General features: G+C 62.5%; 22 protein-coding genes. 13 read left to right on the top strand and 9 right to left on the bottom strand.

Going from position 1 to position 23,703, the window contains the following annotated elements; translation table 11 throughout:
• Window positions 1-32 precede the first annotated feature (32 nt).
• Window positions 33-965 (bottom strand): 3-keto-5-aminohexanoate cleavage protein, encoded by a 933-nt coding sequence (locus ACIQ47_RS06155; RefSeq protein WP_396437308.1) that lies wholly within the window; start codon window positions 963-965, stop codon window positions 33-35.
• Between the two features lie 189 nt (window positions 966-1,154).
• Here ACIQ47_RS06155 and ACIQ47_RS06150 point away from each other — a divergent pair, with 189 nt between their 5' ends.
• Both ACIQ47_RS06150 and gshB read left to right on the top strand, forming a co-directional pair.
• Window positions 1,155-2,651 (top strand): AMP nucleosidase, encoded by a 1,497-nt coding sequence (locus tag ACIQ47_RS06150; RefSeq protein WP_396429217.1) that lies wholly within the window; start codon window positions 1,155-1,157, stop codon window positions 2,649-2,651.
• A gap of 48 nt (window positions 2,652-2,699) precedes the next feature.
• Window positions 2,700-3,641: a glutathione synthase gene (gene gshB / locus ACIQ47_RS06145; RefSeq protein ID WP_296292959.1), complete on the top strand. Its 942-nt coding sequence runs from the start codon at window positions 2,700-2,702 to the stop codon at window positions 3,639-3,641.
• A gap of 21 nt (window positions 3,642-3,662) precedes the next feature.
• Here the strand turns inward: gshB and ACIQ47_RS06140 are convergent, their stop codons facing one another.
• From ACIQ47_RS06140 to ACIQ47_RS06125, 4 genes are all read right to left on the bottom strand, one after another.
• Window positions 3,663-4,433 (bottom strand): class II glutamine amidotransferase, encoded by a 771-nt coding sequence (locus tag ACIQ47_RS06140; protein WP_396437307.1) that lies wholly within the window; start codon window positions 4,431-4,433, stop codon window positions 3,663-3,665.
• A 3-nt stretch (window positions 4,434-4,436) separates the two neighbouring features.
• On the bottom strand, window positions 4,437-5,972 hold the full coding sequence (locus tag ACIQ47_RS06135; RefSeq protein WP_396429219.1) for an MFS transporter: 1,536 nt from the start codon (window positions 5,970-5,972) through the stop codon (window positions 4,437-4,439).
• Between the two features lie 5 nt (window positions 5,973-5,977).
• Window positions 5,978-6,205, bottom strand: coding sequence for a hypothetical protein (locus ACIQ47_RS06130; RefSeq protein WP_396437306.1), 228 nt, complete (start codon window positions 6,203-6,205; stop codon window positions 5,978-5,980).
• 123 nt (window positions 6,206-6,328) lie between these two features.
• Window positions 6,329-8,587 carry a malate synthase G gene (locus tag ACIQ47_RS06125; RefSeq protein ID WP_396437305.1) on the bottom strand — a complete coding sequence of 753 codons (2,259 nt, stop codon included), beginning with the start codon at window positions 8,585-8,587 and terminating at the stop codon, window positions 6,329-6,331.
• Between the two features lie 251 nt (window positions 8,588-8,838).
• Here ACIQ47_RS06125 and ACIQ47_RS06120 point away from each other — a divergent pair, with 251 nt between their 5' ends.
• The 11 genes from ACIQ47_RS06120 (at window position 8,839) to ACIQ47_RS06070 (ending at window position 19,616) form a co-directional block, all read left to right on the top strand.
• Window positions 8,839-9,771 carry a hydroxymethylglutaryl-CoA lyase gene (locus ACIQ47_RS06120; protein ID WP_396437304.1) on the top strand — a complete coding sequence of 311 codons (933 nt, stop codon included), beginning with the start codon at window positions 8,839-8,841 and terminating at the stop codon, window positions 9,769-9,771.
• Between the two features lie 132 nt (window positions 9,772-9,903).
• Window positions 9,904-10,830: a LysR family transcriptional regulator gene (locus tag ACIQ47_RS06115; RefSeq protein ID WP_396437303.1), complete on the top strand. Its 927-nt coding sequence runs from the start codon at window positions 9,904-9,906 to the stop codon at window positions 10,828-10,830.
• A 69-nt stretch (window positions 10,831-10,899) separates the two neighbouring features.
• A complete protein-coding gene (gene argS, locus ACIQ47_RS06110; RefSeq protein WP_396437302.1) occupies window positions 10,900-12,597 on the top strand; it encodes an arginine--tRNA ligase in 1,698 nt (565 codons plus the stop codon).
• An 11-nt stretch (window positions 12,598-12,608) separates the two neighbouring features.
• Window positions 12,609-13,247, top strand: a complete 639-nt coding sequence (locus tag ACIQ47_RS06105) for an SPOR domain-containing protein (RefSeq protein WP_396437301.1) — start codon at window positions 12,609-12,611, stop codon at window positions 13,245-13,247.
• Window positions 13,248-13,292: 45 nt separating this feature from the next.
• Window positions 13,293-13,934: a thiol:disulfide interchange protein DsbA/DsbL gene (locus tag ACIQ47_RS06100; RefSeq protein WP_396437300.1), complete on the top strand. Its 642-nt coding sequence runs from the start codon at window positions 13,293-13,295 to the stop codon at window positions 13,932-13,934.
• A 162-nt stretch (window positions 13,935-14,096) separates the two neighbouring features.
• Window positions 14,097-14,726, top strand: coding sequence for a lipopolysaccharide transport periplasmic protein LptA (gene lptA, locus ACIQ47_RS06095; protein WP_396437299.1), 630 nt, complete (start codon window positions 14,097-14,099; stop codon window positions 14,724-14,726).
• Complete coding sequence (gene lptB, locus ACIQ47_RS06090) at window positions 14,723-15,484, top strand: LPS export ABC transporter ATP-binding protein (RefSeq protein ID WP_396437298.1); 762 nt, start codon at window positions 14,723-14,725, stop codon at window positions 15,482-15,484. Before lptA ends, lptB begins: the two co-directional genes overlap by 4 nt.
• A gap of 37 nt (window positions 15,485-15,521) precedes the next feature.
• On the top strand, window positions 15,522-17,063 hold the full coding sequence (locus tag ACIQ47_RS06085) for an RNA polymerase factor sigma-54 (protein WP_396437297.1): 1,542 nt from the start codon (window positions 15,522-15,524) through the stop codon (window positions 17,061-17,063).
• Window positions 17,064-17,073: 10 nt separating this feature from the next.
• Window positions 17,074-18,387 (top strand): class I SAM-dependent RNA methyltransferase, encoded by a 1,314-nt coding sequence (locus tag ACIQ47_RS06080; RefSeq protein ID WP_396437296.1) that lies wholly within the window; start codon window positions 17,074-17,076, stop codon window positions 18,385-18,387.
• Entirely contained in the window at window positions 18,384-18,827 is a 444-nt protein-coding gene (locus tag ACIQ47_RS06075) for a putative toxin-antitoxin system toxin component, PIN family (RefSeq protein ID WP_396437295.1), read from the top strand. Before ACIQ47_RS06080 ends, ACIQ47_RS06075 begins: the two co-directional genes overlap by 4 nt.
• 15 nt (window positions 18,828-18,842) lie before the next feature.
• Window positions 18,843-19,616: a UPF0149 family protein gene (locus ACIQ47_RS06070; protein WP_396437294.1), complete on the top strand. Its 774-nt coding sequence runs from the start codon at window positions 18,843-18,845 to the stop codon at window positions 19,614-19,616.
• Between the two features lie 62 nt (window positions 19,617-19,678).
• Here the strand turns inward: ACIQ47_RS06070 and ACIQ47_RS06065 are convergent, their stop codons facing one another.
• The 4 genes from ACIQ47_RS06065 to ACIQ47_RS06050 form a co-directional block, all read right to left on the bottom strand.
• Entirely contained in the window at window positions 19,679-20,644 is a 966-nt protein-coding gene (locus ACIQ47_RS06065; RefSeq protein ID WP_396437293.1) for an alpha/beta fold hydrolase, read from the bottom strand.
• The gene (locus ACIQ47_RS06060; RefSeq protein WP_396437313.1) at window positions 20,644-21,609 is read right to left on the bottom strand and encodes a Bug family tripartite tricarboxylate transporter substrate binding protein; all 966 of its coding nucleotides are present in this window, start codon (window positions 21,607-21,609) and stop codon (window positions 20,644-20,646) included. The genes ACIQ47_RS06065 and ACIQ47_RS06060 overlap by 1 nt, the downstream gene beginning before the upstream one ends.
• A gap of 142 nt (window positions 21,610-21,751) precedes the next feature.
• On the bottom strand, window positions 21,752-23,302 hold the full coding sequence (locus ACIQ47_RS06055) for a class I adenylate-forming enzyme family protein (RefSeq protein ID WP_396437292.1): 1,551 nt from the start codon (window positions 23,300-23,302) through the stop codon (window positions 21,752-21,754).
• Window positions 23,302-23,703, bottom strand: a 402-nt coding sequence (locus ACIQ47_RS06050) for an acyl-CoA dehydrogenase family protein (RefSeq protein WP_396437291.1), incomplete at its 5' end; no start/stop codon positions are given. The genes ACIQ47_RS06055 and ACIQ47_RS06050, both read right to left, overlap by 1 nt.

Genomic DNA, 23,703 nt, shown 5'->3' with positions numbered 1-23,703 from the left:
CTTTTAGGGTCCGACAGCAAGCCCACTGAACCTCAAAAGTTCACCCGATCCCCGCCCTTGAGCGCCAGCATGCTGCGCGCCTCATCGGGGGTGGCCATTTCCAGATTCAGGGCTTCCAGCACGGTGCGGATGCGCTGGACCTGCTGAGCACTGGACTCGGCCAATTTTCCAGGGCCGATCCACAGCGAGTCTTCCAGGCCCACCCGCACGTTCGAGCCCATGGCCGCACCAATGCTGGCCAACGCAATTTGGCCCTTGCCAGCGCCCAAAATCGACCACTGGTAATCGTTGCCAAACAGGCGGTCGGCGGTGCGGCGCATGTGCATCAGGTCTTCGGGATGCGGACCGATGCCACCCAAAATGCCGAACACCGACTGCACGAACAAAGGCCCCGTAACCAACCCCCGATCCCGAAAATGCGCCAGGTTGTACAGGTGGCTGATGTCATAGCACTCGAACTCGAATCGGGTGCCGTTTTCGGTGCCCAAGCGCAAGATGGTCTCGATGTCGTTGTAGGTGTTTTTGAACACCAGATCGCGGCTTTTTTCCAGGTGCTCGCGCTCCCACTCGTGCTCAAAAGTCTTGAATCGGTCCAGCATGGGGAACAGGCCAAAGTTCATCGACCCCATGTTGAGCGACGCGACCTCGGGCTTGAAGGTCAGCGCGGGTTGCATGCGCTCGTGCACCGTCATGTGCGGGCTGCCCCCCGTGGTCAGGTTGATGACGGCGTTGGTATGGGCCTTGATCTTTTGCAAAAACGGCACAAAAAACGCCGGGTCTTGCGTCGGACGGCCATCCACCGGGTCGCGGGCATGCAGGTGCAAGATGGCCGCGCCCGCCTCGGCTGCGGCAATGGCCGCATCGGCGATCTCGTCGGCCGTCACCGGCAAATGCGGCGACATGCTGGGGGTGTGAATGGCGCCTGTGGGGGCGCAGGTGATGATGACTTTTCGGGCTTGGCGCATGAATAGGCTCCTGAGAGGGCTTGCCCGATAGAGCTGGGACATGCCGCGCAGCTTGCCCGACCCAAGCCCCTGGCGTGGTCACCTAGGCAACACCTCCACCTGAGCTTCAACGCAGGTCAGACAAACGACATGGACATGTCGCAAAATGTCCAGACCAGAGCCCCTCAGATCGCCCGTTCAGGAATCTCCATGCAGCACCTGCCACCTTTCATTGCCCCTTCCGAACACCACGATGCCGACAGCGCCTTGGCGCAAATCCAGCACATCTACCAGCACAGCGTGAACCACCTGCGCCAAGCCATGCGCGAGTTTGTGGCGGGCTCGGACATGGCAGGCACTCGGGTTCGAGCGTTTTACCCTTTTGTGCGGGTGCAGGTCACCAGTACCAGCCGCAAAAACGCAGGGCTGGACAGCCGCTTGAGCTACGGTTTTGTGGCCGATCCGGGCCGCTTTGAAACCACCCTGACCCGGCCGGACCTGTTTGCGTTTTACATCCGCCAGCAGTTGGCATTGCTGCTACAAAACCACGGTGTCAGCCTGCAGGTGGGCACCAGCAACCAGCCGATTCCGATCCACTTTTCTTTCGCCGACGACGAGCACATGGAAGGCAGCCTGAGCCGAGAGCGCCAGGCCCTGATGCGCGAAGTGTTTGACCTGCCCGACTTGGCCGCCATGGACGACGGGATTGCCAACGGCACGCACGAACCTGCCGCCTCCGAGGCCAAGCCGCTGTCGCTGTTCACTGCGCCGCGCATCGACTATTCACTGCAGCGCCTGCGCCACTACACCGGCACCTCACCGCGCTGGTTTCAGAACTACGTGCTGTTCACCAATTACCAGTTTTACATCGACGAGTTCATCGCCCTGGGCCGCGCCGAAATGCAAAACCCGGGCAGCGAATACATCGCCTTTGTCGAGCCCGGCAACATGGTCACGCGCCGCTTGGGCTTGCCTGCCGAAGAGGTGGACGCCCTAGGCCAAACACCGCCGCGCCTGCCGCAAATGCCGGGCTACCACCTGGTGCGCAAGGGTCACAGCGGCATCACCATGGTCAACATCGGCGTGGGGCCCGCCAACGCCAAGACCATCACCGACCACATCGCCGTGCTGCGCCCGCACGCTTGGCTGATGCTGGGCCACTGCGCGGGTCTGCGCACCACGCAGCAGCTGGGCGACTACGTGCTGGCCCACGCCTATGTGCGCGAAGACCATGTGCTGGACGAAGAGCTGCCGCTGTGGGTGCCCATTCCGGCGCTGGCCGAGGTGCAGGTGGCGCTCGAGCAAGCCGTATCCGAGGTCACGGGTTGTCATGGTGCAGACCTCAAACGCCTGATGCGGACCGGCACCGTGGCCAGCACCGACAACCGCAATTGGGAGCTGCTGCCGGACAACAAGCCGCAGCGGCGCTTCAGCCAAAGCCGTGCCGTGGCGCTCGACATGGAAAGCGCCACGATTGCCGCCAATGGTTTTCGCTTTCGGGTGCCCTATGGCACGCTGCTGTGCGTGAGCGACAAACCCCTGCACGGCGAGATCAAGCTGCCTGGCATGGCCAACCACTTTTACCGCGAACGCGTCAACCAGCACCTGCAAATCGGCATCCGCGCTGTCACCTTGTTGCGCGACGCGGGCCCTGAACAGCTGCACAGCCGCAAGCTGCGCAGCTTTGCCGAAGTGGCGTTCCAATAAGACGCTCCGGCGTCACGTTATTCCCCTTTTTTGTGACACAGTCCAACCATGCACATCCTCTTCATTGCCGACCCCCTCGCGTCCTTCAAGATTTACAAAGACACCACGTTTTCGATGATGCGCGAAGCGCAAAAACGCGGCCACCAGGTGGTGGCCTGCCAGATGACCGATGTGCGTTGGCAGCAAGGCGAGGCCGTCTCGGCCCAGGTGCGCGACATCACCCTCACAGGACAAGCCGACGCCTGGTTCACCCAAACCGCCACGCGCCGTGCCAACTTGAAGGACTTTGACGCGGTCATCATGCGCACCGACCCGCCTTTTGACAGCGAATACTTTTACGCCACCCACCTGTTGGGCCAGGCCGAACGCGAAGGCGCCAAGGTCTTCAACAGCCCGGCCGCTTTGCGCAACCACCCCGAAAAGCTGGCCATTCTGGAATTTCCGCAGTTCATCGCGCCGACCCTGGTCACCCGCAGCGAAGCCGACATCCGGGCCTTTCATGCCGCGCATGGCACCATCATCTTGAAGCCTCTGGACGGCATGGGCGGCACGGGCATCTTCAAGGTGGGTGCTGACGGCCTGAATTTGGGCGTGATCATCGAAACCCTCAACCGAGGCGGCGCGCAAACCGTGATGGTGCAAAAGTTTTTGCCCGGCATCGCGCAAGGCGACAAGCGGGTGCTGTTGATCGGCGGCAAGCCTGTGCCCTTTTGCCTGGCACGCATTCCGCAAGGCGGTGAGGTGCGCGGCAACCTGGCAGCGGGCGGCAAGGGCGTGGCCCAACCGATTTCAGCGCGTGACCGCGAAATCGCTGAAGCACTGGGCCCCATCTTGATGGCACGCGGCCTGATGCTGGTGGGCCTGGACATCATCGGTGAGAGCCTCACCGAGATCAACGTGACCAGCCCGACCTGCTTTCAGGAAATCACCGACCAGATGGGCTGCGACGTGGCGGCGCTCTTCATGGATGCGGTGGAAGCGGCGCTTTAAAGCCTCAACCTGCAGGTTGAATCACCGCTGCGGCTTCAAACCACCGCCCTCAAAGGTGTAAACCCGCTCCGGCTCAAAGGCCACCCAGCTTTCATCGGTGGTCAGCGGCTGCGTGACCACCACAGCCACCCGGTCGGTCTCGTGGGTGTGCTCGGCAAAGTTCATGCTCAGGTCTTCGTCGCTGAGCGTGGCACGGCTGAAGGGGTGTTGACGCAAGACATAGTGCAAGTGGGTGCTGGCGTGCGCCCACAGCGCCTGGCCGTTGGACAGCAAAAAGTTGAACGTGCCCTGTCTGGCGATCTGCGGCACCAGCTCGCGCAGGGTGCAACTGAGCTCGTGCACGCTGGGCACGCTGGCGTGTGACTTGGCCAGCTCTTGCATGAGCCAGCAAAACGCCAGTTCGCTGTCGGTCTGGCCCACCGGTTTGAAGTTGCCGTGCAAGCGCGGCGCAAAGTCCACCAGGTTGCCGTTGTGCGCAAACACCCAGTAGCGCCCCCACAGTTCGCGCACAAAGGGGTGGCAGTTTTCCAGGCTCACTTCACCCTGCGTGGCCTTGCGGATGTGCGCAATCACGTTTTGGCTTTTGATCGGGTAACGCCGGATCAGCTCGGCAATCGGCGAGCTGCTGGCGCTTTGGTGGTCCACAAAGTGGCGCACGCCCTGCCCTTCAAAAAAGGCAATGCCCCAGCCGTCTCCGTGGTGGTCGGTGTGACCGCCGCGCTGGGCAAAACCGCTGAAGCTGAAGGTCACATCGGTCGGGGTGTTGGCGTTCATGCCGAGCAGTTGGCACATGGTTCAGTCCTTGGCGGGTGAGGCGACAGGCTCGGCCATTTTCCAGGACGCCAGCAAAGCCAGGGCAGTCATGGTGGCCAGAAACACAAAGGTCTCGTTGAAGGCGCGCAAATCGGCACGGCCCGGATGGCTGGCCGTGAGGGCGTACACCGCCAGCCGCCACTCCAGCACGATGGCGCAAATGCTCACACCTGCTGCGCCGCCCAGCATGCGCACGAAGCCAATCACACTCGACGCCTGCGGGATCAGGTCCTTGGGCAAACCCCGCAAAGCCCCCAGGTTGAGCGAAGGCAAGATGAAGCCCAAACCAATGCGCCCGAGGATGACCAAAATCCAGAGCAAGGCCAAACCCGCCGCCGGGTGGACCAGGGGCATGAGCGCAAACGACAGCGCCAGCAAGCCCAAGCCCCAACTCACCCAATGGGCCGGCGGCATGCGGTGCGACAAACGCCCCACCGCTGCAATGGTCACGGCCAACAAGATGCCTGCTGGCAACAAGGCGGCACCGATGTAGGACGGCGACAGGTCCAGTCCCATCTGCATGTAAACCGGCAACAAATACGTGGAGCCAAACAAGGCGATGCCGTAGGTGAACGACACCAGCGCCCCCATGGCGAATTGGCGGTGGCCAAAGACCTGCAGGTTCATGAGCGGGCCACGCCGGACCTGGCGGGCCTGGCGCAAGGACTTGGCTTTTCGGCCCGAAGAGGCAGTGCGCACGCGTCGGCGCGGCTTCAGCAAATGCCGCTGCCAAGCCACAAACACCACCATGCCCAAGCCCGCCATCGCCAGCAGCACCAAGGCCACGGTGGCGTCATCGCTGCGCAGCTGCACCAGACCGTTGAGCAGCATCAAGGTGGAGGCGCTGGCCAGCGCCAGCCCGATCCAATCCAGCCCCGGGCTGTCGGCATCGGCCTGCACACCGCCCGGGGCCGAGGTGGGCACGTAGCGGCGCGACAACCACAGCGCCACCATGGCCAGCGGCACCACCATGAAAAAAATCGAGCGCCAGCCAAACACATCGACCAGCACGCCGCCAATGCTGGGGCCAATGGCCGGGGCCAGCACCACGCCCATGCCAAACAAGCCACTGGCGCGGCCCTGCTCTTCGGACGCAAAAGCGCGCAAGATGATGATGGCGGGAATGGGCTGCACCACGCCTGCGGCCAAACCCTCGGCCACGCGTGCGGCCATGACCAGCGGAAAATCGTTGGCCAAGCCCCCCACCACACCGCCCCCCAACAGCAGCCACATGCACACCTCGTACACCCTGCGGTAACCATAGCGCGACAGCAGCCAGGGCGTGGTGAGCATGGACACCGTCATGGCGACCATGAAGCCCGAGGTGACCCACTGCACGCGGCTTTGGCCCAAAGTGAAATGCGTGCTCATGTCGGGGATGGCCACATTCAGGATGGTGGACGACATGACCGCCGCCATGGAGCCCAGCATCACCGACAGCAACAACAACCAACGGTGCCGTTCGCCATAACGCGCTTGCAGCGCCTGCAGGCTGTGCGGGCCTTGGGCCAAGTCCATTCGCGTCAGGCCTGGCGGCGGCGCTGCGCGTCACGCCACAGGCGAATGATGAGCACCACCAAAGGGGTGGTGTGCAAGAAGAAATCAAAGATGTCGATGGGCTTGCTCAAACCGCCCTCGAAGAGCATGCGCCACTTCTCCACCAGATGCGGCTCGGGCACAAACGGGGCGCCCGCCAGGTAAACGGCAATGCCTACCAGCCACAACATCGGAATCCGGTCAATCCAGCGCATCGCACCCTCCTGAAAACCCCATTCTCGGGCATGCCCGGCACAGCAGCGCTTGACACACAGCAAAACGGCTCCCGAAGGAGCCGTTTTGTTTGAAGGGTCAGACCGCGTCCAAGGCCAGTGCGGTCAGGCCGCCTTGACCTTCAAGCGCCAAGCGTGCAGCAAGGGCTCGGTGTAACCGGAGGGTTGTGCCTTGCCCTTGAAGACCAGATCGCAAGCCGCTTTGTAGGCCGCCGACTTGGCGAAGTTACCGGCCATGGGCTGGTAAGCCTCGTCGCCCGCGTTTTGCGCGTCCACCACAGCGGCCATGCGCTCCATCGTGGCCTTGACTTGCTTTTCGGTCACCACGCCGTGCTGCATCCAGTTGGCCATGTGCTGGCTGCTGATGCGCAGCGTGGCGCGGTCTTCCATCAGGCCCACACCGTTGATGTCGGGCACCTTGGAGCAGCCCACGCCTTGGTCCACCCAGCGCACCACGTAACCCAAAATGCCTTGGGCGTTGTTGTCGAGTTCCTTTTGCTTGTCTTGGGCCGACCAGTTGGCGGCGTCTTTGGCCACCACGGGGAACTGCAACAAAGCGTTGAGGGTGTCTTCACGCAGTTGTTTCGGGTCAAGCTTTGCCACAGCCTTTTCCATCTGCTTTTGCAGAGCCGGCACATCCACCTGGTGGTAGTGCATGGCGTGCAGCGTGGCAGCCGTGGGGCTGGGCACCCAAGCGGTGTTGGCACCGGCCAGGGGGTGGCCAATCTTGGCTTTGAACATGTCGGCCATCAGGTCGGGCATGGCCCACATGCCTTTGCCGATCTGGGCGCGACCGCGCAGGCCGCAGGCCAAGCCCACATTGACGTTGTTCTTTTCGTAAGCACCCAACCAGGTGCTGTTCTTGATGTCGCCCTTGCGCATGACGGGGCCGGCCAGCATGCAGGTGTGCATTTCGTCGCCGGTGCGGTCCAAAAAGCCGGTGTTGATGAAGGCCACGCGGCTCTTGGCGGCAGCGATACAGGCCTTGAGGTTGGCGCTGGTGCGGCGCTCTTCGTCCATGATGCCCAGCTTCACAGTGGAAGGCTTCATGCCGATGACTTTTTCGACGCGGCCAAACAGCTCGTCGGCAAACGCCACTTCGGCGGGGCCGTGCATCTTGGGCTTGACGATGTAAACGCTGCCGGTGCGGCTGTTGCGCAGGGGGTGCGAAGCTTTCTTTTGCAGGTCAACCAGGGCGCAGGTCACGGTGATCATCGCGTCCAAAATGCCTTCAGGGATCTCTTTGGTGCTGCCGTCGGCGGCTTTGTAGAGGATGGCGGGGTTGGTCATCAAGTGGCCGACGTTGCGCACGAACATGAGCGAGCGGCCGTGCAACTTGACGGTGCCTTTGCCCGCGGCAGCTTGACTGCCGGTTTTCGCGTTCGGTTTGGTGTACTCGCGGTCCGGGTTCATGGTGCGGGTGAAGGTCTTGCCGCCCTTTTGCACTTCTTCGCTCAGGCTGCCTTGCAAGATGCCCAGCCAGTTCTTGTAGGCCAGCACTTTGTCGTCAGCGTCCACCGCCGCCACCGAGTCTTCCAGGTCGAGGATGGTGGACAGCGCGCTTTCAGCGATCAGGTCGGACACGCCAGCGGGATCGGTCTTGCCGATGGCGGTGGTCTTGTTGATTTGCAGGTCGAGGTGCAGGCCGTTGTGCACGAACAGGACCGATGCCGGGGCTTTGGCGTCACCGGTGTAGCCCACGAATTGCTTGGCATGATGCAGCGAAGTGCTCTTGCCATTGGCCAGGGTCACCACCAGCTTGCCCGCCTTGACGGCGTAGCCCTTGCTGCCCACGTGAGAGCCCTTTTTGAGGGGCGCGCAGCGGTCGAGCACGTTGCGGCAGTAGTCGATGACTTTGGCACCGCGCTGGGGGTTGTAGCCCGTGCCTTTTTCGCAACCATCGGCTTCGCTGATCGCGTCAGTGCCATACAGCGCGTCATACAAGCTGCCCCAACGGGCGTTGGCCGCGTTCAGGGCGTAGCGGGCGTTCAGGATCGGCACGACCAACTGAGGGCCCGCCAGCTTGGCCAGCTCGGCGTCCACATTGGCGGTGGTGGCTTGGGCGTTTTTGGGCTCAGGCACCAAGTAGCCGATTTGGCTCAGGTATTGGCGGTAGGCCTTCATGGCCTTGCCTGCGGCCACCGGCCCGGGGTTGGCGGTGTGCCACTGGTCCATGGCGGTCTGGATGCGGTCGCGCTCGGCCAGCAAGGCGATGTTTTTCGGGGCCAGGTCGGCCACGATGTCGTTGAAGCCTTGCCAAAACTTGGCTGGGTTCACGCCGGTGGCGGGCAGCATCTGGTCGTTGATGAAACTCAGCAGTGGGTTGGCCACTTGCAGGTTGTGGATCGCGGTGCGTGCAGTCATGAAAACCTCTGGGGTCAAGTCAAAAAAATAGGGTTTGGCCTCTGCTCAAAGCAAACAAGTTGCGGTGTGGCCCATGAAATCAAACACTCTATTCTAAATTTAGACGCTGATAAACCCGCCGGATCTTCATAGACCCATGACTTTTAAGCACAAATGCACACAAGGCATTCGGGAGGTGCGCTTGGCGACCTGCTCAACTGCTCCAGACCGCACAAACGACAGGCACAAGTGCACTGCGGTTTAATTCAGGCATGACACGCTCGCACACCCCGGAAATTTTGATCAGCGAGGTCGGCCCGCGCGATGGCCTGCAATCGGTCAAGGCCACCATGGCTACGGCCGACAAGCTGCGCTGGATCGACGCGCTGGCCGCAGCCGGTCTGCGCGAAATCGAAGTGGCCTCTTTTGTGCCCGCCCAACTTCTGCCGCAAATGGCCGATGCCGCGCAGGTGGTGCAGCACGCGCTGCGCCACACGGGCGTGCGCATCATGGCGCTGGTGCCCAACTTGCGCGGCGCGCAGGCCGCCCTGCAGGCCGGGGCGCAAAAGCTCACCGTGCCCGTTTCGGTCAGCCCCGCGCATTCCCTGGCCAATGTGCGCAAAACGCCCGAAGCCATGGTCGACGAAGTGCGGGCCGTCTTGCGCCTGCGCGACGAGTTCGCGCCCGGCGTGCCGGTCGAGGTGGGCATGTCCACCGCCTTTGGCTGCACTTTGCAAGGCCCCGTGCCCGAAGACGATGTGCTGCGACTGGCCCGTTTGCTCGCAGAGGCTGGCGTGGACGAAATCGGCCTGTCGGACACCACCGGCATGGCCAACCCGGCGCAGGTGCGCCGACTGTTCAAACGCCTGTTCCAGGAAATCGGTCCGCTCACAGGCGCCGCCCACCTGCACAACACCCGGGGCCTGGGCCTGGCCAATGCCCTGGCCGCTTACGATGCGGGCGTGCGCACCTTCGACAGCTCGCTCGGCGGTCTGGGCGGTTGCCCTTACGCGCCGGGGGCTTCGGGCAATGTGGTGACCGAAGATCTGGTGTTCATGTTTGAGGCCATGGGCGTGTTCACCGGGGTCGATCTGAGCCGGCTCATGGCCGCCCGCGCGCCACTCAAAGCCGGGCTGCCTGGTGAGCCTTTGTACGGCATGACCCCAGAGGCAGGTTTACCCAAAGGCTGGCCCTCGGTTTTGTAGGAGCCCACCCCGTGGGCGATGGTTTGATGGGCATAGGCACCCCATCGCCCACGGGGTGGGCTCCTACAAAGACAGCAGCAATCCAACAAAATTCTGAAAAATTCCAAACCTGAACCCGCATAATCGGAGTACATGGACAAGCTCAAAGCCTTCGAAACCTTTGTCTCGGTTGCCACTAAGGGCAGCCTGACCGCTGCGGCACGGTCTGAAGGCGTGGCCCCGGCCATCATCGGCCGCAGGCTCGATGCGCTGGAAGAAAACCTGGGTGTGAAGCTGCTGGTGCGCACCACGCGGCGCATCACTCTCACGCACGAAGGCAGTGCTTTTTTGGAAGATTGCCAGCGCTTGATCTGCGAAGTGGCCAATGCCGAAGCCAGTGTGTCGGCCGGCGGCGTCAAAGCCAGCGGGCATTTGCGCATCACCGCCCCGGCCGGTTTCGGGCGCAGGCATGTCGCCCCTTTGGTGCCACGCTTTCGCGAGTTGCATCCCGATGTGTCCATATCGCTGAACCTGAGCGACCGGGTGGTGGACCTGGCGGCCGAAGGTTTTGACTGCGCGGTGCGGGTGGGCGACCTGCCCGACAGCTCCCTGGTGAGCGTGCGCATGGCCGACAACCGCCGCCTGTGCGTGGCCACCCCGGGCTATCTGGCGCGGCATGGCACGCCCGCACAACCCTCGGACTTGCTGCAACACGACTGCCTGACTTTGTCGAGCGATGCCTCGCAAACCCGGGGCTGGGCCTTTCGCAACCCAACGGACGGCGGGCATGAGGTGGTGCACCTGCGTCCGGGCGGGCCACTGGATTGCTCGGACGGGCAGGTGTTGCACGACTGGTGCCTGGCCGGTTACGGCATCGCCTGGCGCAGCACCTGGGAAGTGGAAAGCGAAATCCGCGCGGGCCAGCTGGTGGCCGTACTGGAAGATTTTTCCGCCCCGCCCAACGGCATCTATGTGGTGTTTCCGCAGCGCAAGCACTTGCCGCTGCGCGTGCGGCTCTGGATCGATTTCGTCAAGCACCACTATGCCCAAGCGGATTACTGGCAGTCCTGCGCTCATTGACCCCAAATGCGCACGGCCGTGCGTTGCAATACCGCTTGCTTTGAGGTGCACCCCGTAAAATCGCGCCCTATGCTTTCTGCCAAACAACATTTGCTCACGGCCTTGGCCGCCGAGCTTGAAAAACTCCAAACCGGCGCGGGTGCGCGCGCGGCCTTTGAATCGCCCAAAGTGGCGGCCCATGGCGACCTGGCCTGCACCGCCGCGATGCAGCTGGCCAAAGCCCTCAAGCAAAACCCCCGGCAGCTGTCTGAAACCCTGCGCAGCGCCTTGTTGGCCACCCCCGCGTTCGAGCGCTGGGTGGACGCCATCGAGATCGCCGGGCCCGGCTTCATCAACATCCGCCTCAAAGACGCGGCCAAGCAAGCCGTGGTGCACGAAGTGTTGCAAGCGGCCGAGTGCTTTGGCGATCAACCTGCAAAACCAGACAAGGTGCTGGTCGAATTCGTCTCGGCCAACCCCACCGGGCCGCTGCATGTGGGCCACGGCCGACAAGCCGCCTTGGGCGACGCGATTTGCAACCTGCTCGCCACGCAAGGCCAACAGGTGTACCGCGAGTTTTATTACAACGACGCGGGTGTACAGATTGGCACGCTGGCCAAGAGCACGCACATGCGTGCCATGGGGGTCAAGCCCGGCGATGACAGCTGGCCCACCGACCCCGAGAACCCCGAAAGCAAAGCCTTTTACAACGGCGACTACATCCAGGACATCGCGGGCGACTTTCTGGCAGGCAAAACCGTTCAGTCTGACGACCGCAGCTGCACGGCCAGCGGTGATGTGAATGACCTGGACGGCATGCGTGAGTTCGCCGTGGCCTATTTGCGTCGCGAGCAAGACTTAGACCTCAAAGCCTTTGACGTTCGCTTTGACAACTACTACCTGGAGTCGAGCCTGTACACCAGCGGCAAGGTCGATGCCACCGTGCAAAAGCTCAACGAAGCAGGCAAGACCTACGAACAAGACGGCGCCCTGTGGCTCAAGTCGACCGACTACGGGGACGACAAAGACCGCGTCATGCGCAAGCGCGACGGCTCATTCACCTACTTTGTGCCCGATGTGGCCTACCACATCGCCAAATGGGAGCGCGGCTTTTCGCGTGTGGTGAACATCCAGGGCACCGACCACCACGGCACGATTGCCCGCGTCCGCGCCGGCCTGCAAGCGGCCAATGTCGGCATTCCGGAAGGCTATCCCGACTATGTGCTGCACACCATGGTGCGTGTGATGCGGGGCGGCGAAGAGGTCAAGATCTCCAAGCGCGCGGGCAGCTATGTCACGCTGCGCGACCTGATCGATTGGACCAGCAAGGATGCGGTGCGTTTTTTCCTGCTGTCCCGCAAGCCCGACACCGAGTACATCTTCGACATCGACCTGGCGCTGGCGCAGAACAACGACAACCCGGTGTATTACGTGCAATACGCGCACGCACGCATTTGCTCGGTGCTGGCGGCCTGGGGAGGCGACAAAGCCACACTGACACAGGCCGACTTGTCGCCCCTGCAAAGCCCACAGGCCCACGCGCTGATGCTGGCTCTGGCCAAGTACCCCGAGATGCTGACTTCAGCCGCCAACGACTTTGCGCCACACGACGTGACCTTTTATTTGCGCGACCTGGCTTCTCAGTACCACAGCTACTACGACGCCGAGCGCATTTTGGTGGACGACGAAGCGGTCAAACAAGCCCGATTGGCCTTGGTCGCTGCCACCGCACAGGTGTTGCGCAACGGCCTCAAAGTGCTGGGCGTTTCGGCCCCGCAAAAAATGTGAACGGATCTGTCATGAACATGCACAGCCAACGCGGCGGTACTTTTCTGGGCTTCATCATCGGCCTGGTGCTGGGCCTGGGCGTGGCCTTGGCCGTGGCCATTTATGTGACCAAGGTGCCCACGCCTTTTTCCAACAAGAACCAGCCCCGCTCGACCGCACAAGACGTGCAGGAAAACGAAAAGAACAAGGACTGGAACCCCAACAGCGTTTTGCAACCCAAGGCACCCGCCGAACCGCCCTCGCCACCCGATGCCAGTGCAGCAACAACGCCCCAAACTGCAGACAAAACCCCCGACAAAGCCCCTGCTACCCCCCGACCCGCCGTGACGGCCGACCCCTTGGGCGAGTTGGCCAAAGCCAAATCGGGACTGAACACACCTGCCACGCCTGCGGCCCCCGCCGATGCCAGCGACCCGTTTGACTACGTGGTGCAGGTCGGCGCGTACCGCACGGGCGCTGACGCGGATGCCCAAAAAGCCAAGCTCGCGCTATTGGGACTGGACGCCAAGGTTTCTGAGCGGGATCAAGCCGGACGCGTGGTTTACCGCGTACGCTTGGGGCCTTTCAGAGACAAAACCGCCGCTGAGCGCGTTCGCGCCCAGCTCGAAAGCAATGGCATCGAAAACACCTTGGTTCGCATGCAACGCTGAACCACCCACTTCGCACCCCGGGGTGCACCGACTTCAGGAGTTCAAATGAAACGACGCCTTTTTTCAACCGCCATGCTGTCCGCAACCGCCTGGCTGGGCCATACATCGGCCTGGGCCCAACAAGCTTTTCGCTCGGGCAAGGACTACATCACCCTCGAGCGCCCCGTGGCGACCGAGGCGGGCACCGGCAAGATTGAAGTGCTGGAGTTCTTCTGGTACAGCTGCCCCCACTGCAATCAGTTCGAACCGGCGTTCGAGCAATGGGCCAAAAACGCCCCCAAAGATGTGGTGGTGCGCCGCGTGCCCGTGGCCTTCCGGGATGACTTTGTGCCCCAGCAGCGCCTGTATTACACGCTCGAAGCCATGAACCTGGTCGAGAAAATGCACATCCGTGTGTTCACCGCCATCCATGGCGAAAAGTTGATGCTCAACTCCGATGCGGCTGTGCTGGCCTGGGCCGAAAAGCAAGGCATCGACAAAGCCAAGTTCGAGCAGGCCTACAAGTCCTTTGGCGTGGCCACCAAGGCCAAGCGGGCCGTGCAACTGCAAAACGACTTCAAGATCGAAGGCGTGCCGTCGCTGGGCGTGGCGGGCCGCTTCTACATCGACGGCACCCTGGCCGGCAGCATGCCGCGTGCCCTGCAAGTGGCCGATGCGCTGATTGCCCAGAGCCGCCAGAACCGCTGAGCCCCGGGCATCCCGCCCGGATGCCCTCACTCGATGGGTACTCTCTAAAGCCCGCCGCTGCCCCGAGCGGGCTTTTTTGTGGCCGACCTTTGATTTTTGCAATACCGCGGACAGGATCCGGGATGCTTGCACCTACAATGATCGGGACTAACAGCAAGATTCATGCCCTTAAAAACACATTCCCTCTTTCGCCTGCCCCATTGGGCCTTGCTGGGGCTGTGCGCCAGTTTGCTGGCCTTGACCAGCCATGCTGAAAAAGCCGACCGCGATCAGCCCATGCAAATCGAAGCCGACAGCATGCGCCATGACCAGGCGCGTCAGTTGACCCAGTTCACCGGCAAGGTGCTGGCGACCAAGGGCACACTGGTCTTGCGCGCCGCCCGCATGGAGGTGCAGCAAGACGCCCAAGGCCGGCAGGTGGCACGTTTGTGGGCTGCCCCCTCCGAGCGGGTGTTTTTCAGGCAAAAGCGCGAGGGCGTGAACGAATTCACCGAGGGCGAGGCCGAACAGGTCACTTACGACAACCAGGCCGATGTCGTCACCCTGAACCAACGAGCCGAGGTGCGCATCTTGCGTGGCAACCAAGTGGCCGACCAGCTCAATGGCCACACCATTGTGTTCAACAACACCAGCGAAGTCATGACGGTCGACGGCCAGCCCACCAACGGTGCCGGGCAACGCGTGCGCGCCATCCTGACGCCCAGAAACAACCCACCTGCATCCCCCTCAAATACACCGTCCGCACCCGCCTTGCGCACCAGCCCAGGCCTTGTCCCTGCGCAAAAACCATGAGCACTGCAGTTGCCTCCGACAGCCGCCTGCAAGCGCGCCACCTGAAGAAAGCTTACGGCAGCCGAAAAGTGGTGCACGACGTGTCGGTGCAAGTGGACAAGGGTGAAGTGGTGGGTCTGCTGGGCCCCAACGGCGCGGGCAAAACCACCTCGTTTTACATGATCGTGGGCCTGGTGCGGGCCGATGGTGGGCAGATCCTGATCGACGGCGAAGACGTCACCCGCATGCCCATCCACAAGCGCTCTCGAATGGGCTTGTCTTATTTGCCGCAAGAAGCCTCTATCTTTCGCAAACTGTCGGTGGCCGATAACGTGCGCGCCATTTTGGAGCTGCAAACCGATGCGCAAGGCCACGTCCTGAGCAGCGATGAGGTAGAAAAACGCCTGAGCGAACTGCTGGCAGATTTAAGGGTGGAGCACCTGCGCGACTCACCCTCGGTGGCGCTGTCAGGCGGTGAGCGCCGACGTGTGGAGATTGCCCGGGCGCTGGCCACCGACCCGCGCTTCATCTTGCTGGACGAGCCCTTTGCCGGCATTGACCCGATCGCCGTCATCGAAATCCAGCGCATCATCGCCTTTCTCAAGCAACGCGGCATTGGCGTGCTGATCACCGACCACAACGTGCGCGAGACGCTGGGCATTTGCGACCACGCTTACATCATCAGCGAAGGCCGCGTGCTGGCCCAAGGCACGCCCGACGAGATCGTGGCCAATGCCGATGTGCGCCGGGTGTATCTGGGCGAACACTTCAAGATGTGATGAACACCCCCCGCGTCCACAACCTGAGCGCACGGCCATGAAACCCGGCCTGTCGCTTCGCATGTCACAGCACCTGGCGCTCACGCCCCAGTTGCAACAATCGATCCGCCTGCTGCAACTGTCCACCCTGGAGCTGTCACAAGAAGTTGACCAGATGCTGGACGACAACCCCTTTTTGGAGCGCGCCGAAGAAGAAGCGCCCGCCGAAGCGTTTGGCCTGGACCAAGCCGATGCCCACGTCAGCTTGGGCGACCGGGTGAGTGAAAGCGCCAGCACATCCAGCAGCAGCGACGACAGCCCCAGCGAAACCCGCGACGAAGCGGTGACCGACGTGGCCGAAAGTTGGGACGGCGACGGCAGCGTGGACATGCGCCCCGACGACAGCGAGTGGGGCGGCGACGCCACACCGCGCCAAAACAACGGCGAAGAAACTGCCGACGCCATCGACCTGGCCCGCAGCAGTGGCTCGCTGACCGACTTTTTGCACCGCCAGGCCTTGTCGCTGCGCCTGTCCGAACTTGACCGTGCGGCGCTGCGCTTTTTGATCGAGTCGCTCAACGACGATGGTTACCTGACCGACACCCTGACCGAACTGGCCGCCAGCTTGGCAGGCAGCGACGACTTTGAACAACTCGACGAACTGGTGCACCGCTTCACCGTGGCGCTGGGCTTGCTGCAGTCGCTCGAACCCGTGGGCGTGGGCGCACGTGATCTGGCCGAATGCTTACGCATCCAGATCAAAGCTTGGCTCAAAGACGCCCCTCAAGATGAGGTGGCCCAAGCGGCGCTGGCCATCTGCGCCCAACCACTGGACTTGCTGGCCAAGCGCGACTACAAGCGTTTGGCGGTGGCCTGCGGCCTGAGCGAAACCGTGGTCAAAGCCGCCATTCCCTTCATTGCCCGGCTCGAACCCAAGCCCGGGCGTCCCTTTGCGCTGGCCGAGCAAAACATCATCATCCCCGATGTGCTGGTGGTGAACACCAGCAAGACGGGCACAGCCAGGTTCCGCATCCAGCTCAACCCCGATGTGATGCCCAAGCTGCGCGTGCATGACATTTACGCCAACGCCCTGCGCGGTGGCAAGGGCGACAACCACGCGGGTTTACAGCAGCGCCTGCAGGAAGCGCGCTGGTTCATCAAGAACATCCAGCAGCGCTTTGACACCATTTTGCGCGTGTCCACCGCCATCGTGGAGCGGCAGAAAAACTTTTTCACGCACGGCGCGCTGGCCATGCGCCCACTGGTGCTGCGCGAAATCGCCGACGAGCTGGGCATGCACGAGTCGACCATCAGCCGTGTGACCACGGCCAAGTACATGGCCACGCCGCAAGGCACTTTTGAGCTGAAGTATTTCTTTGGCTCAGGCTTGGGCACCGACAGCGGCAGCGCCGCATCGAGCACCGCCGTGCGGGCGCTCATCAAACAATTTGTGGCCGCTGAAAAACCCGCCAAACCGCTGTCTGACAACCAGATATCCGAGATGCTGAAAGAGCAAGGCATCGACTGCGCCCGCCGCACGGTGGCCAAGTACCGCGAAGCCCTGAAGATCGCCCCTGCCAACCTGCGCAAAACCCTGTGAAAGTATTTGAGTGAATTCATTGAACCTGTTCATGCCCTGCGCCGCTGGCGTGGAGGGCTTTTTGGCCGACGAAGTGCACGCCATCACGGGCCTCACGGGCCAAGACCTGATGACTGGGCGCGGTGGTGTGATGGCCCGCGCCTCGTGGCGCGATGCCATGCGCATCAACCTGCACAGCCGCCTGACCCAACGCGTGTTGGTGCAGCTGTCGGTGACCGATTACCGCCACGAAAACGACCTGTACAACGCCGCCAGCGAAGTGGCCTGGGAAATCTGGTTCACGCCCAAGCAGACCTTCAAGATCGACATCACCGCGCAGCACAGCCCATTGACCAGCCTGAACTTTGCGGCCCTCAAAATCAAAGACGCGGTGGCGGATCGTTTTCGCGCCAAGCGCGGTGAGCGCCCCAACGTGGACACCACCTGGCCCGACGTGCGCATCTACGCCCACGTCACGCCCGAAACGCTCACGCTGTACATGGACACCTCGGGTGAGCCCTTGTTCAAGCGCGGTTGGCGCACCGACAAGGGCGACGCGCCTTTGAAGGAGACCCTGGCTGCGGCCATGATCGCCGCCAGTGGATGGGACACCACGGTTCCACTTTATGACCCCTGCTGCGGCAGCGGCACCATCCCGATCGAAGCGGCCCAAATCGCCTGCAGCATCGCCCCCGGCCTGCAGCGGCGCTTTGGCTTTGAAAAACTGCTGCCCTTTCAAAACCACGTCTGGCAAGGCTTGATCGAAGAAGCCCGTGACCTGGAACACGAACCCACTGCGCCGATTTTTGGCAGCGATGTGGCGTTTCGAATGGTGGACTTCTCGGAGCGCAACGCCGAACGCGCGGGCGTATCGGGCGTGATCGAGTTCCGGGGTGGCGACGCCCTGCAACGCATGCCGCCCAGCGAGACGCCCGGCGTGATGCTGCTCAACCCGCCTTATGGCGAGCGCATTGCGGCAGCCGGTGTCGCGGGGCGTGGGCGTGACAACTTCCAACCCGGTGCCTTATCTGAAGCACGATCAAGCGCTCGCGCAGCCGACCAAAGCCACCACCGCGAAACTGCGCAGACGGACGACGGCGGTGACTTTTTTGCCCAACTGGCCAGCCACTGGAAGAAAAACTACAGCGGCTGGAGCGCCTGGATGCTCACGCCCGACCTGAAGCTGCCCAGCAAGATGCGCCTCAAAGAATCGCGCCGCGTGCCCATGTGGAACGGCCCCATCGAATGCCGCTTGTTCCGCTTTGACATGGTCAAGGGCAGCTTGAAGCGCCATGCAATCCCCAGTGCCGACCCACCGGGGGCTGGCGAAACGCCTGTGCCATGAGCGCAGCCGCAGATGCGCAAGCCCCGGCTCGGCGCGTGCTGGACACCAACATCGTGCTCGACCTATGGGTGTTTGACGAACCCAGAGCCGAGGCCTTGCGCGTGAGCGTTGAGACCGGCCGCACTCATTGGTTGGCCACGGCCGCCATGCGCGAAGAGCTGGCCCGCGTGCTGGCCTACCCGCAAATCGCCAAGCGCTTGACCGCCCGCGCCCTGCCCGCCGATACCGTGCTTGCACACTTTGATCGCCTTGTTCAACTGCAACCTGACGCGCCCAAAGCACCCTATGTCTGCAAAGACCCGGACGACCAGAAATTCATCGATCTGGCCGTGGCTCACACCGCCGCCCTGCACAGCAAAGACGCGCAGGTGCTGTGCCTGAAAAAACGCCTGGAGCGCTGCGGCGTGGCACTGAACCCGGTCACTACAATCCCCGCCTGACCACAGGAACACCCCATGAACACGACCGCTGGCTTGGAAGCCGAAGACTTTGACACCCTGGACAACATCCTGGACGACCTGCGCGAACGTTTTGAAGAAACACCGCAGTGGGAGTTTTGCGAGGGCTTCATGGCCGCGCTGGTGTGTTGCCGCCGCGCAATTCCCGATGCCGAATGGCTGCCCATGCTGCTGGGCGTGGATGAGGGTGAGGATGGCGGCAGCTTTAAAGGCGACGCCCAACGCCAGCAGTTCATGGTCTTGTGGCAGCGCCGCTTTGACGAAATCAAGCTGGCCCTGGACACCCCCGTGGAAGCACTGGACGACGACAAAGCCTATGCGCCCGAAGTGATGGACGTGCGCGGCGCGATCGCCTCGCTGCCGCCCGAAGAGCGCGAAGAAATCGAAGACAGCGAGATCCCCTCGTTTGCGCAGGTGTGGGCGCTGGGCTTCATGTTCGCGGTGGAAAACTGGCCCGAAGAATGGGCCACCCCCAAAGACAAGGAAGCCGCCAAGTGGTACGACCTGTCACTCGAGGCCATCGTGGCCTTGACCGAAGACGACGACGCGGTGCCCACCTTGTCAGCACTGTCGGAAGACGGCCCGCCCAGCGTGAGCGAAGAGCGATTGAACGCCTACGGCGAAGCCCTGTGGGCGGTGTACGACCTGCGCGAGATCTGGCGCAACATCGGCCCGCGTGTGGCCCAAGTCATCAAAGAAGCCACGCCCGGTCGCAACGATGCGTGCAGTTGCGGCAGCGGGAAAAAGTACAAGAAGTGCTGCGGGGCTTGAGGCCACCGCAGATCAACACCCATCGCGCACGGGGTGCGCTCCTGTCTACACGGTCATCAATTTCAAACCATCCACTTGGCCAGTGCCTCGCTGGTGGCTTCGGGCAGCTCTTCCGGAATGAAATGCCCGGAAGGCATCAGCTGACCGCTGACTCGGCCCGCGCATTGCGCCTGCCACAGCTCGACCGGCTTGAACATGCGGTTGACCACACCACGATCACCCCACAGCACCAGGGTGTCGCAGGCAATCTTGTCGCCGCGCTCGCGGCCTTCGCGGTCGTGTTGCAGGTCGATGCCTGCGCTGGCGCGGTAGTCTTCGGCAGCGCTGTGAATGGCGGCGGACCAGCCCTTGTCGTTGAGCGCCGGGTTGCAAAATGCGCGTTCGTATTCGGCCAAAGCCTCGGCTTCAATGTATGCCAAGCCCTGGCTTCCCCAGCCGCCGAGCTTGGCGTGCAGATAAGCCTTGGGGTTGCCGCCGATCATGAACTCGGGCAGTGGTGAGGGCTGGGTCAGGTGGAACCAGTGGTAATAGGCCTGCGCGAAGGCGAAATATGGATCAGCCACCGGGCCTGACACTTCGGGTGTTTTGCCCCAAAGACCGCTGTACATATCAAAGGTCGGCGCGATGTCGATCACGCACAGTTTGCGCACCCGCGAAGCATGGTCCACTGCCAAACGGTGCGCCACGCGCCCGCCACGGTCGTGCCCACACAAAAAGAAATCATCAACACCCAAGGCATCAAGCAAGCCCACCACCTCTTGCGCCATGGCGCGTTTGCTGTAGTGCAGGTGCTGCGCGTCGCCCACAGCGTGGGACGAATCGCCATAGCCACGCAAGTCGGGCATCACAAGCCGATAACGGCCGTGCAAGATTTGCGCGACACGGTGCCACATGACATGGGTTTGCGGAAAACCATGCAGCAACACGAGCACCGGCAAATGCGCCGCCCAATCGGCCGAGCGCCTGAAGCAAACGGGCAAGCCCGCTACGGTGAGCGTTTGCCGCGCAAAGCCATCAAACCAGACCATCAGTCCACCTTGGCGCCCGATGCCTTGACGACATCGGCCCACTTCTTGTGCTCGCGATCAATGTGCTCGGCAAATTGCGCGGGCGTGTTGCCGCTGGGGATCGCACCCAAGGTCGCCAAGCGCTCTTTCATGGCAGGGCTCGCCAACGATTTGGCAACCTCTTGCTGGATACGGCTGACCACATCGGCAGGCGTTCCGGCAGGGGCCAACAAACCAAACCAACTGCTGGCCTCAAACCCTTTGAGCCCGGCAGCCTCTTCCACCGTCGGCAGTTCAGGCATGGCCGCAGAGCGCTGGCTGCTGGTCACGGCCAGGGCTTTGAGCTTGCCCCCTTTGATCAAAGGAATGGCTGAGGGCAGGTTGTCAAACATCACGTCCATGTTGCCACCCGACAGATCCAGCAGCGCTGGGGCAGAACCCCGGTAAGGAATGTGCGCCATGAAAGTACCGGTCTGGGACTTGAACAACTCACCGGCCAAATGGATGGAGGTGCCATTGCCGCTGGATGCCATGTTCAGCTTTCCGGGGTTGGCTTTGGCGTACTTGATGAAGTCGTTGACGGTGTTGATCTTGTTGGCCGCCGCTTTTTCGGCGTTGATCACCATCACGTTGGGCACGCCCGCCACCAGAGTGATCGGCACGAAGTCCTTGATCGGGTCGTAGGGCAGCTTGCTGTAAAGGGCGCGGTTGATGCCGTGTGTGCCCACCGTGCCCATGAGCAGGGTGTAGCCATCGCCGGGTGACTTGGACACTTGATCGGCACCCAAGTTGCCGCCTGCGCCGCCCTTGTTTTCGATCACGAAGGATTGACCAAACGCTTTGCTCAGATCAGGCGCAATGGCGCGGGCCAGGATGTCGGTGGTGCCGCCAGCGGCGAAGGGCACGACGATTTTGACGGGTTTGTTGGGCCAGGCGCTTTGCGCCCAGGCGGCAGACGTGGTCGACAAAAGAATAGCCGCAGCCATGCCCAAGACGGGGCGGCGGGTGAGTGAACGTGAAAGTGTGCGGGTGATTTGACTCATGCTTATCTCCTTGTTTTGATGGATTAAAAGATGATGCCATGCAGACCCCAAAACTCTGTCGCGCAAGCGAAGAAAGGACTGTTTTTTAAGGGTTTGTCCCGGTCAAAAGGGCCTGCAAGGCAGGCTTTTGCACCTTGCCCAAAGCACTTTTAGGCAGGCTGCCCATGAACACCACGCGGCGCGGCAGCTTGAACCGGGCGATGCGTGAGTGCAGGTGCGCCAAAACAGCTTCGGCGCTCAGGGCTTGCCCTGCGGCGTCGGGGCTGCGCACCAACACCACCACAGGCACTTCGCCCCAACGTGCATCGACCATGCCGACCACGGCGCTCTCGGCCACACCGGGCAGCGTCACCAGCTGGTTTTCGATTTCGGCCGGGTAGATGTTTTCACCACCCGAGATGATCATGTCTTTGCTGCGGCCCACGATGGTGATGCAGCCGTCTTCGGCGCGCTGACCCAAGTCGCCCGAGTGGAACCAGCCGTCTTGCAGGCCCAGGCCGCTTTGCCCTTGCCCTTTCCCTTGCTCGCTCCAGTAACCCCGCATCAAGTTGGCAGCGCGGATACAGACCTCGCCCGTTTCACCAGAACCAACTTCTTGGCCTTGTACGTCGATCAGTTTGACCTGCGCTTGCGGGTGCGGCCAGCCCGATGCGCCCACACGGGCCATGGCATCGGGCAAGCGCAGCACGATGGACACCGGGCCGGTTTCGGTCGTGCCGTAGACCTGCCCCACCGGCACACCGCGTGCGTGCAGCGTCTCCAGATACGCCACAGGCACGGTGGACGAGCCGGTCATGATGCCCCGCAGGCAAGCGAGCGAGGTGTCGGCCCAGCGCGGGTGTTCAAACAGGGCGCGCATGGTGGCGGGCACCAGCAGCGACAGCGTGGGGCGGCTAGTGGTCATTTCATGGAGCCAAGCCGTCGGGTCAAAGCGCGGGTGCAGCACCACCTGGGCCCCAGCCAGCAGCGCGGGCAAGGTCTGAATGCACAGACCGCCCACATGGAACATCGGCAGCGTGGACAGCACCTTGTCGCCTGGCGCAAAGTCATGCGCCCAAGCGCTGGCGTGGGCGTTGGCCAGAAGCGCCGCTTGCGTGTGCACCGCGCCCTTGGGCACGCCTGTGGTGCCCGAGGTGTAGACCAGCAGCAGCGGCATGTCGCTGTCCACATCGGGCAGTGGCAGACCGCGAGGCGCGGCAGTGGCGATCAACGTGTTGTGGTGTGTGTGCTTCAATCCCTCGGCTTGCAGCGCCTTTGCTGTGCCCGCATGGTGACTGTCGTGCACCAGCAGGCGCGGCTGGGCGTCTTGCATGACCTGCTGCAACTCGGGCACCGCAAGCCGAAAGTTCAGCGGCAAGAAGACCACCCCCAAACGTGCACAAGCCACCAGCGTGACCAGTTGCAGCTCGTGGTTAAAACCCAGCCAGGCCACGCGGTCACCGGGCTGCACGCCCCAGGTGGATTGCAAGTGCGCGGTAATACGCTCGACACGCCGCCAGAACTTGGCGAAGTCGTATTCGAAGGTTTGATCGGGCCTGCGCTCGTCGCCCCTGAAGGTCATGGCCGGCTGCGGGCCGTGGTCTTGCGCGAGCTGCGCAAAGCGGGCCGCGAGGGGGCTGGTTTCGTGGCCCGACATCAATCGTCTTTTTCGCCGGGTTCGTACAGGGCTTCGCGGCCAATGCGGTCCATGCACAGCTCGGCCGTCCAGGGCAGCATGAGCGAGCCGCAACGTGCATCGCGGTACAGACGCTCCAGCGGCAGGCTTTTGAGCATGGACTGGCCGCCGCAGGTGCGGATCGCCAGGCGGGCAATGTCTTGCGCGTTTTCCATGATGGTGTATTGCGCGGCGTAAGCACGCAGGCGGGTGGACTTGGCGGGGTCCACCTTGGCGTCTTCAATGGCGCGCAAGAACAGGTTGCGGGTTTGTTCGAGCTTGATGAACATCTCAGCCAAGGCAATTTGCTTGGTCGCAAACTGGCGGCGCTTAACGGGGCCAGTACCCGGAATCTCGCCACGCAAATACGCCACGGTGAAGTC

It is taken from the genome of Limnohabitans sp. (assembly GCF_044373035.1).
Classification (GTDB): domain Bacteria; phylum Pseudomonadota; class Gammaproteobacteria; order Burkholderiales; family Burkholderiaceae_C; genus Limnohabitans_A.
This window is presented reverse-complemented; position numbering and strand designations above follow the sequence as displayed.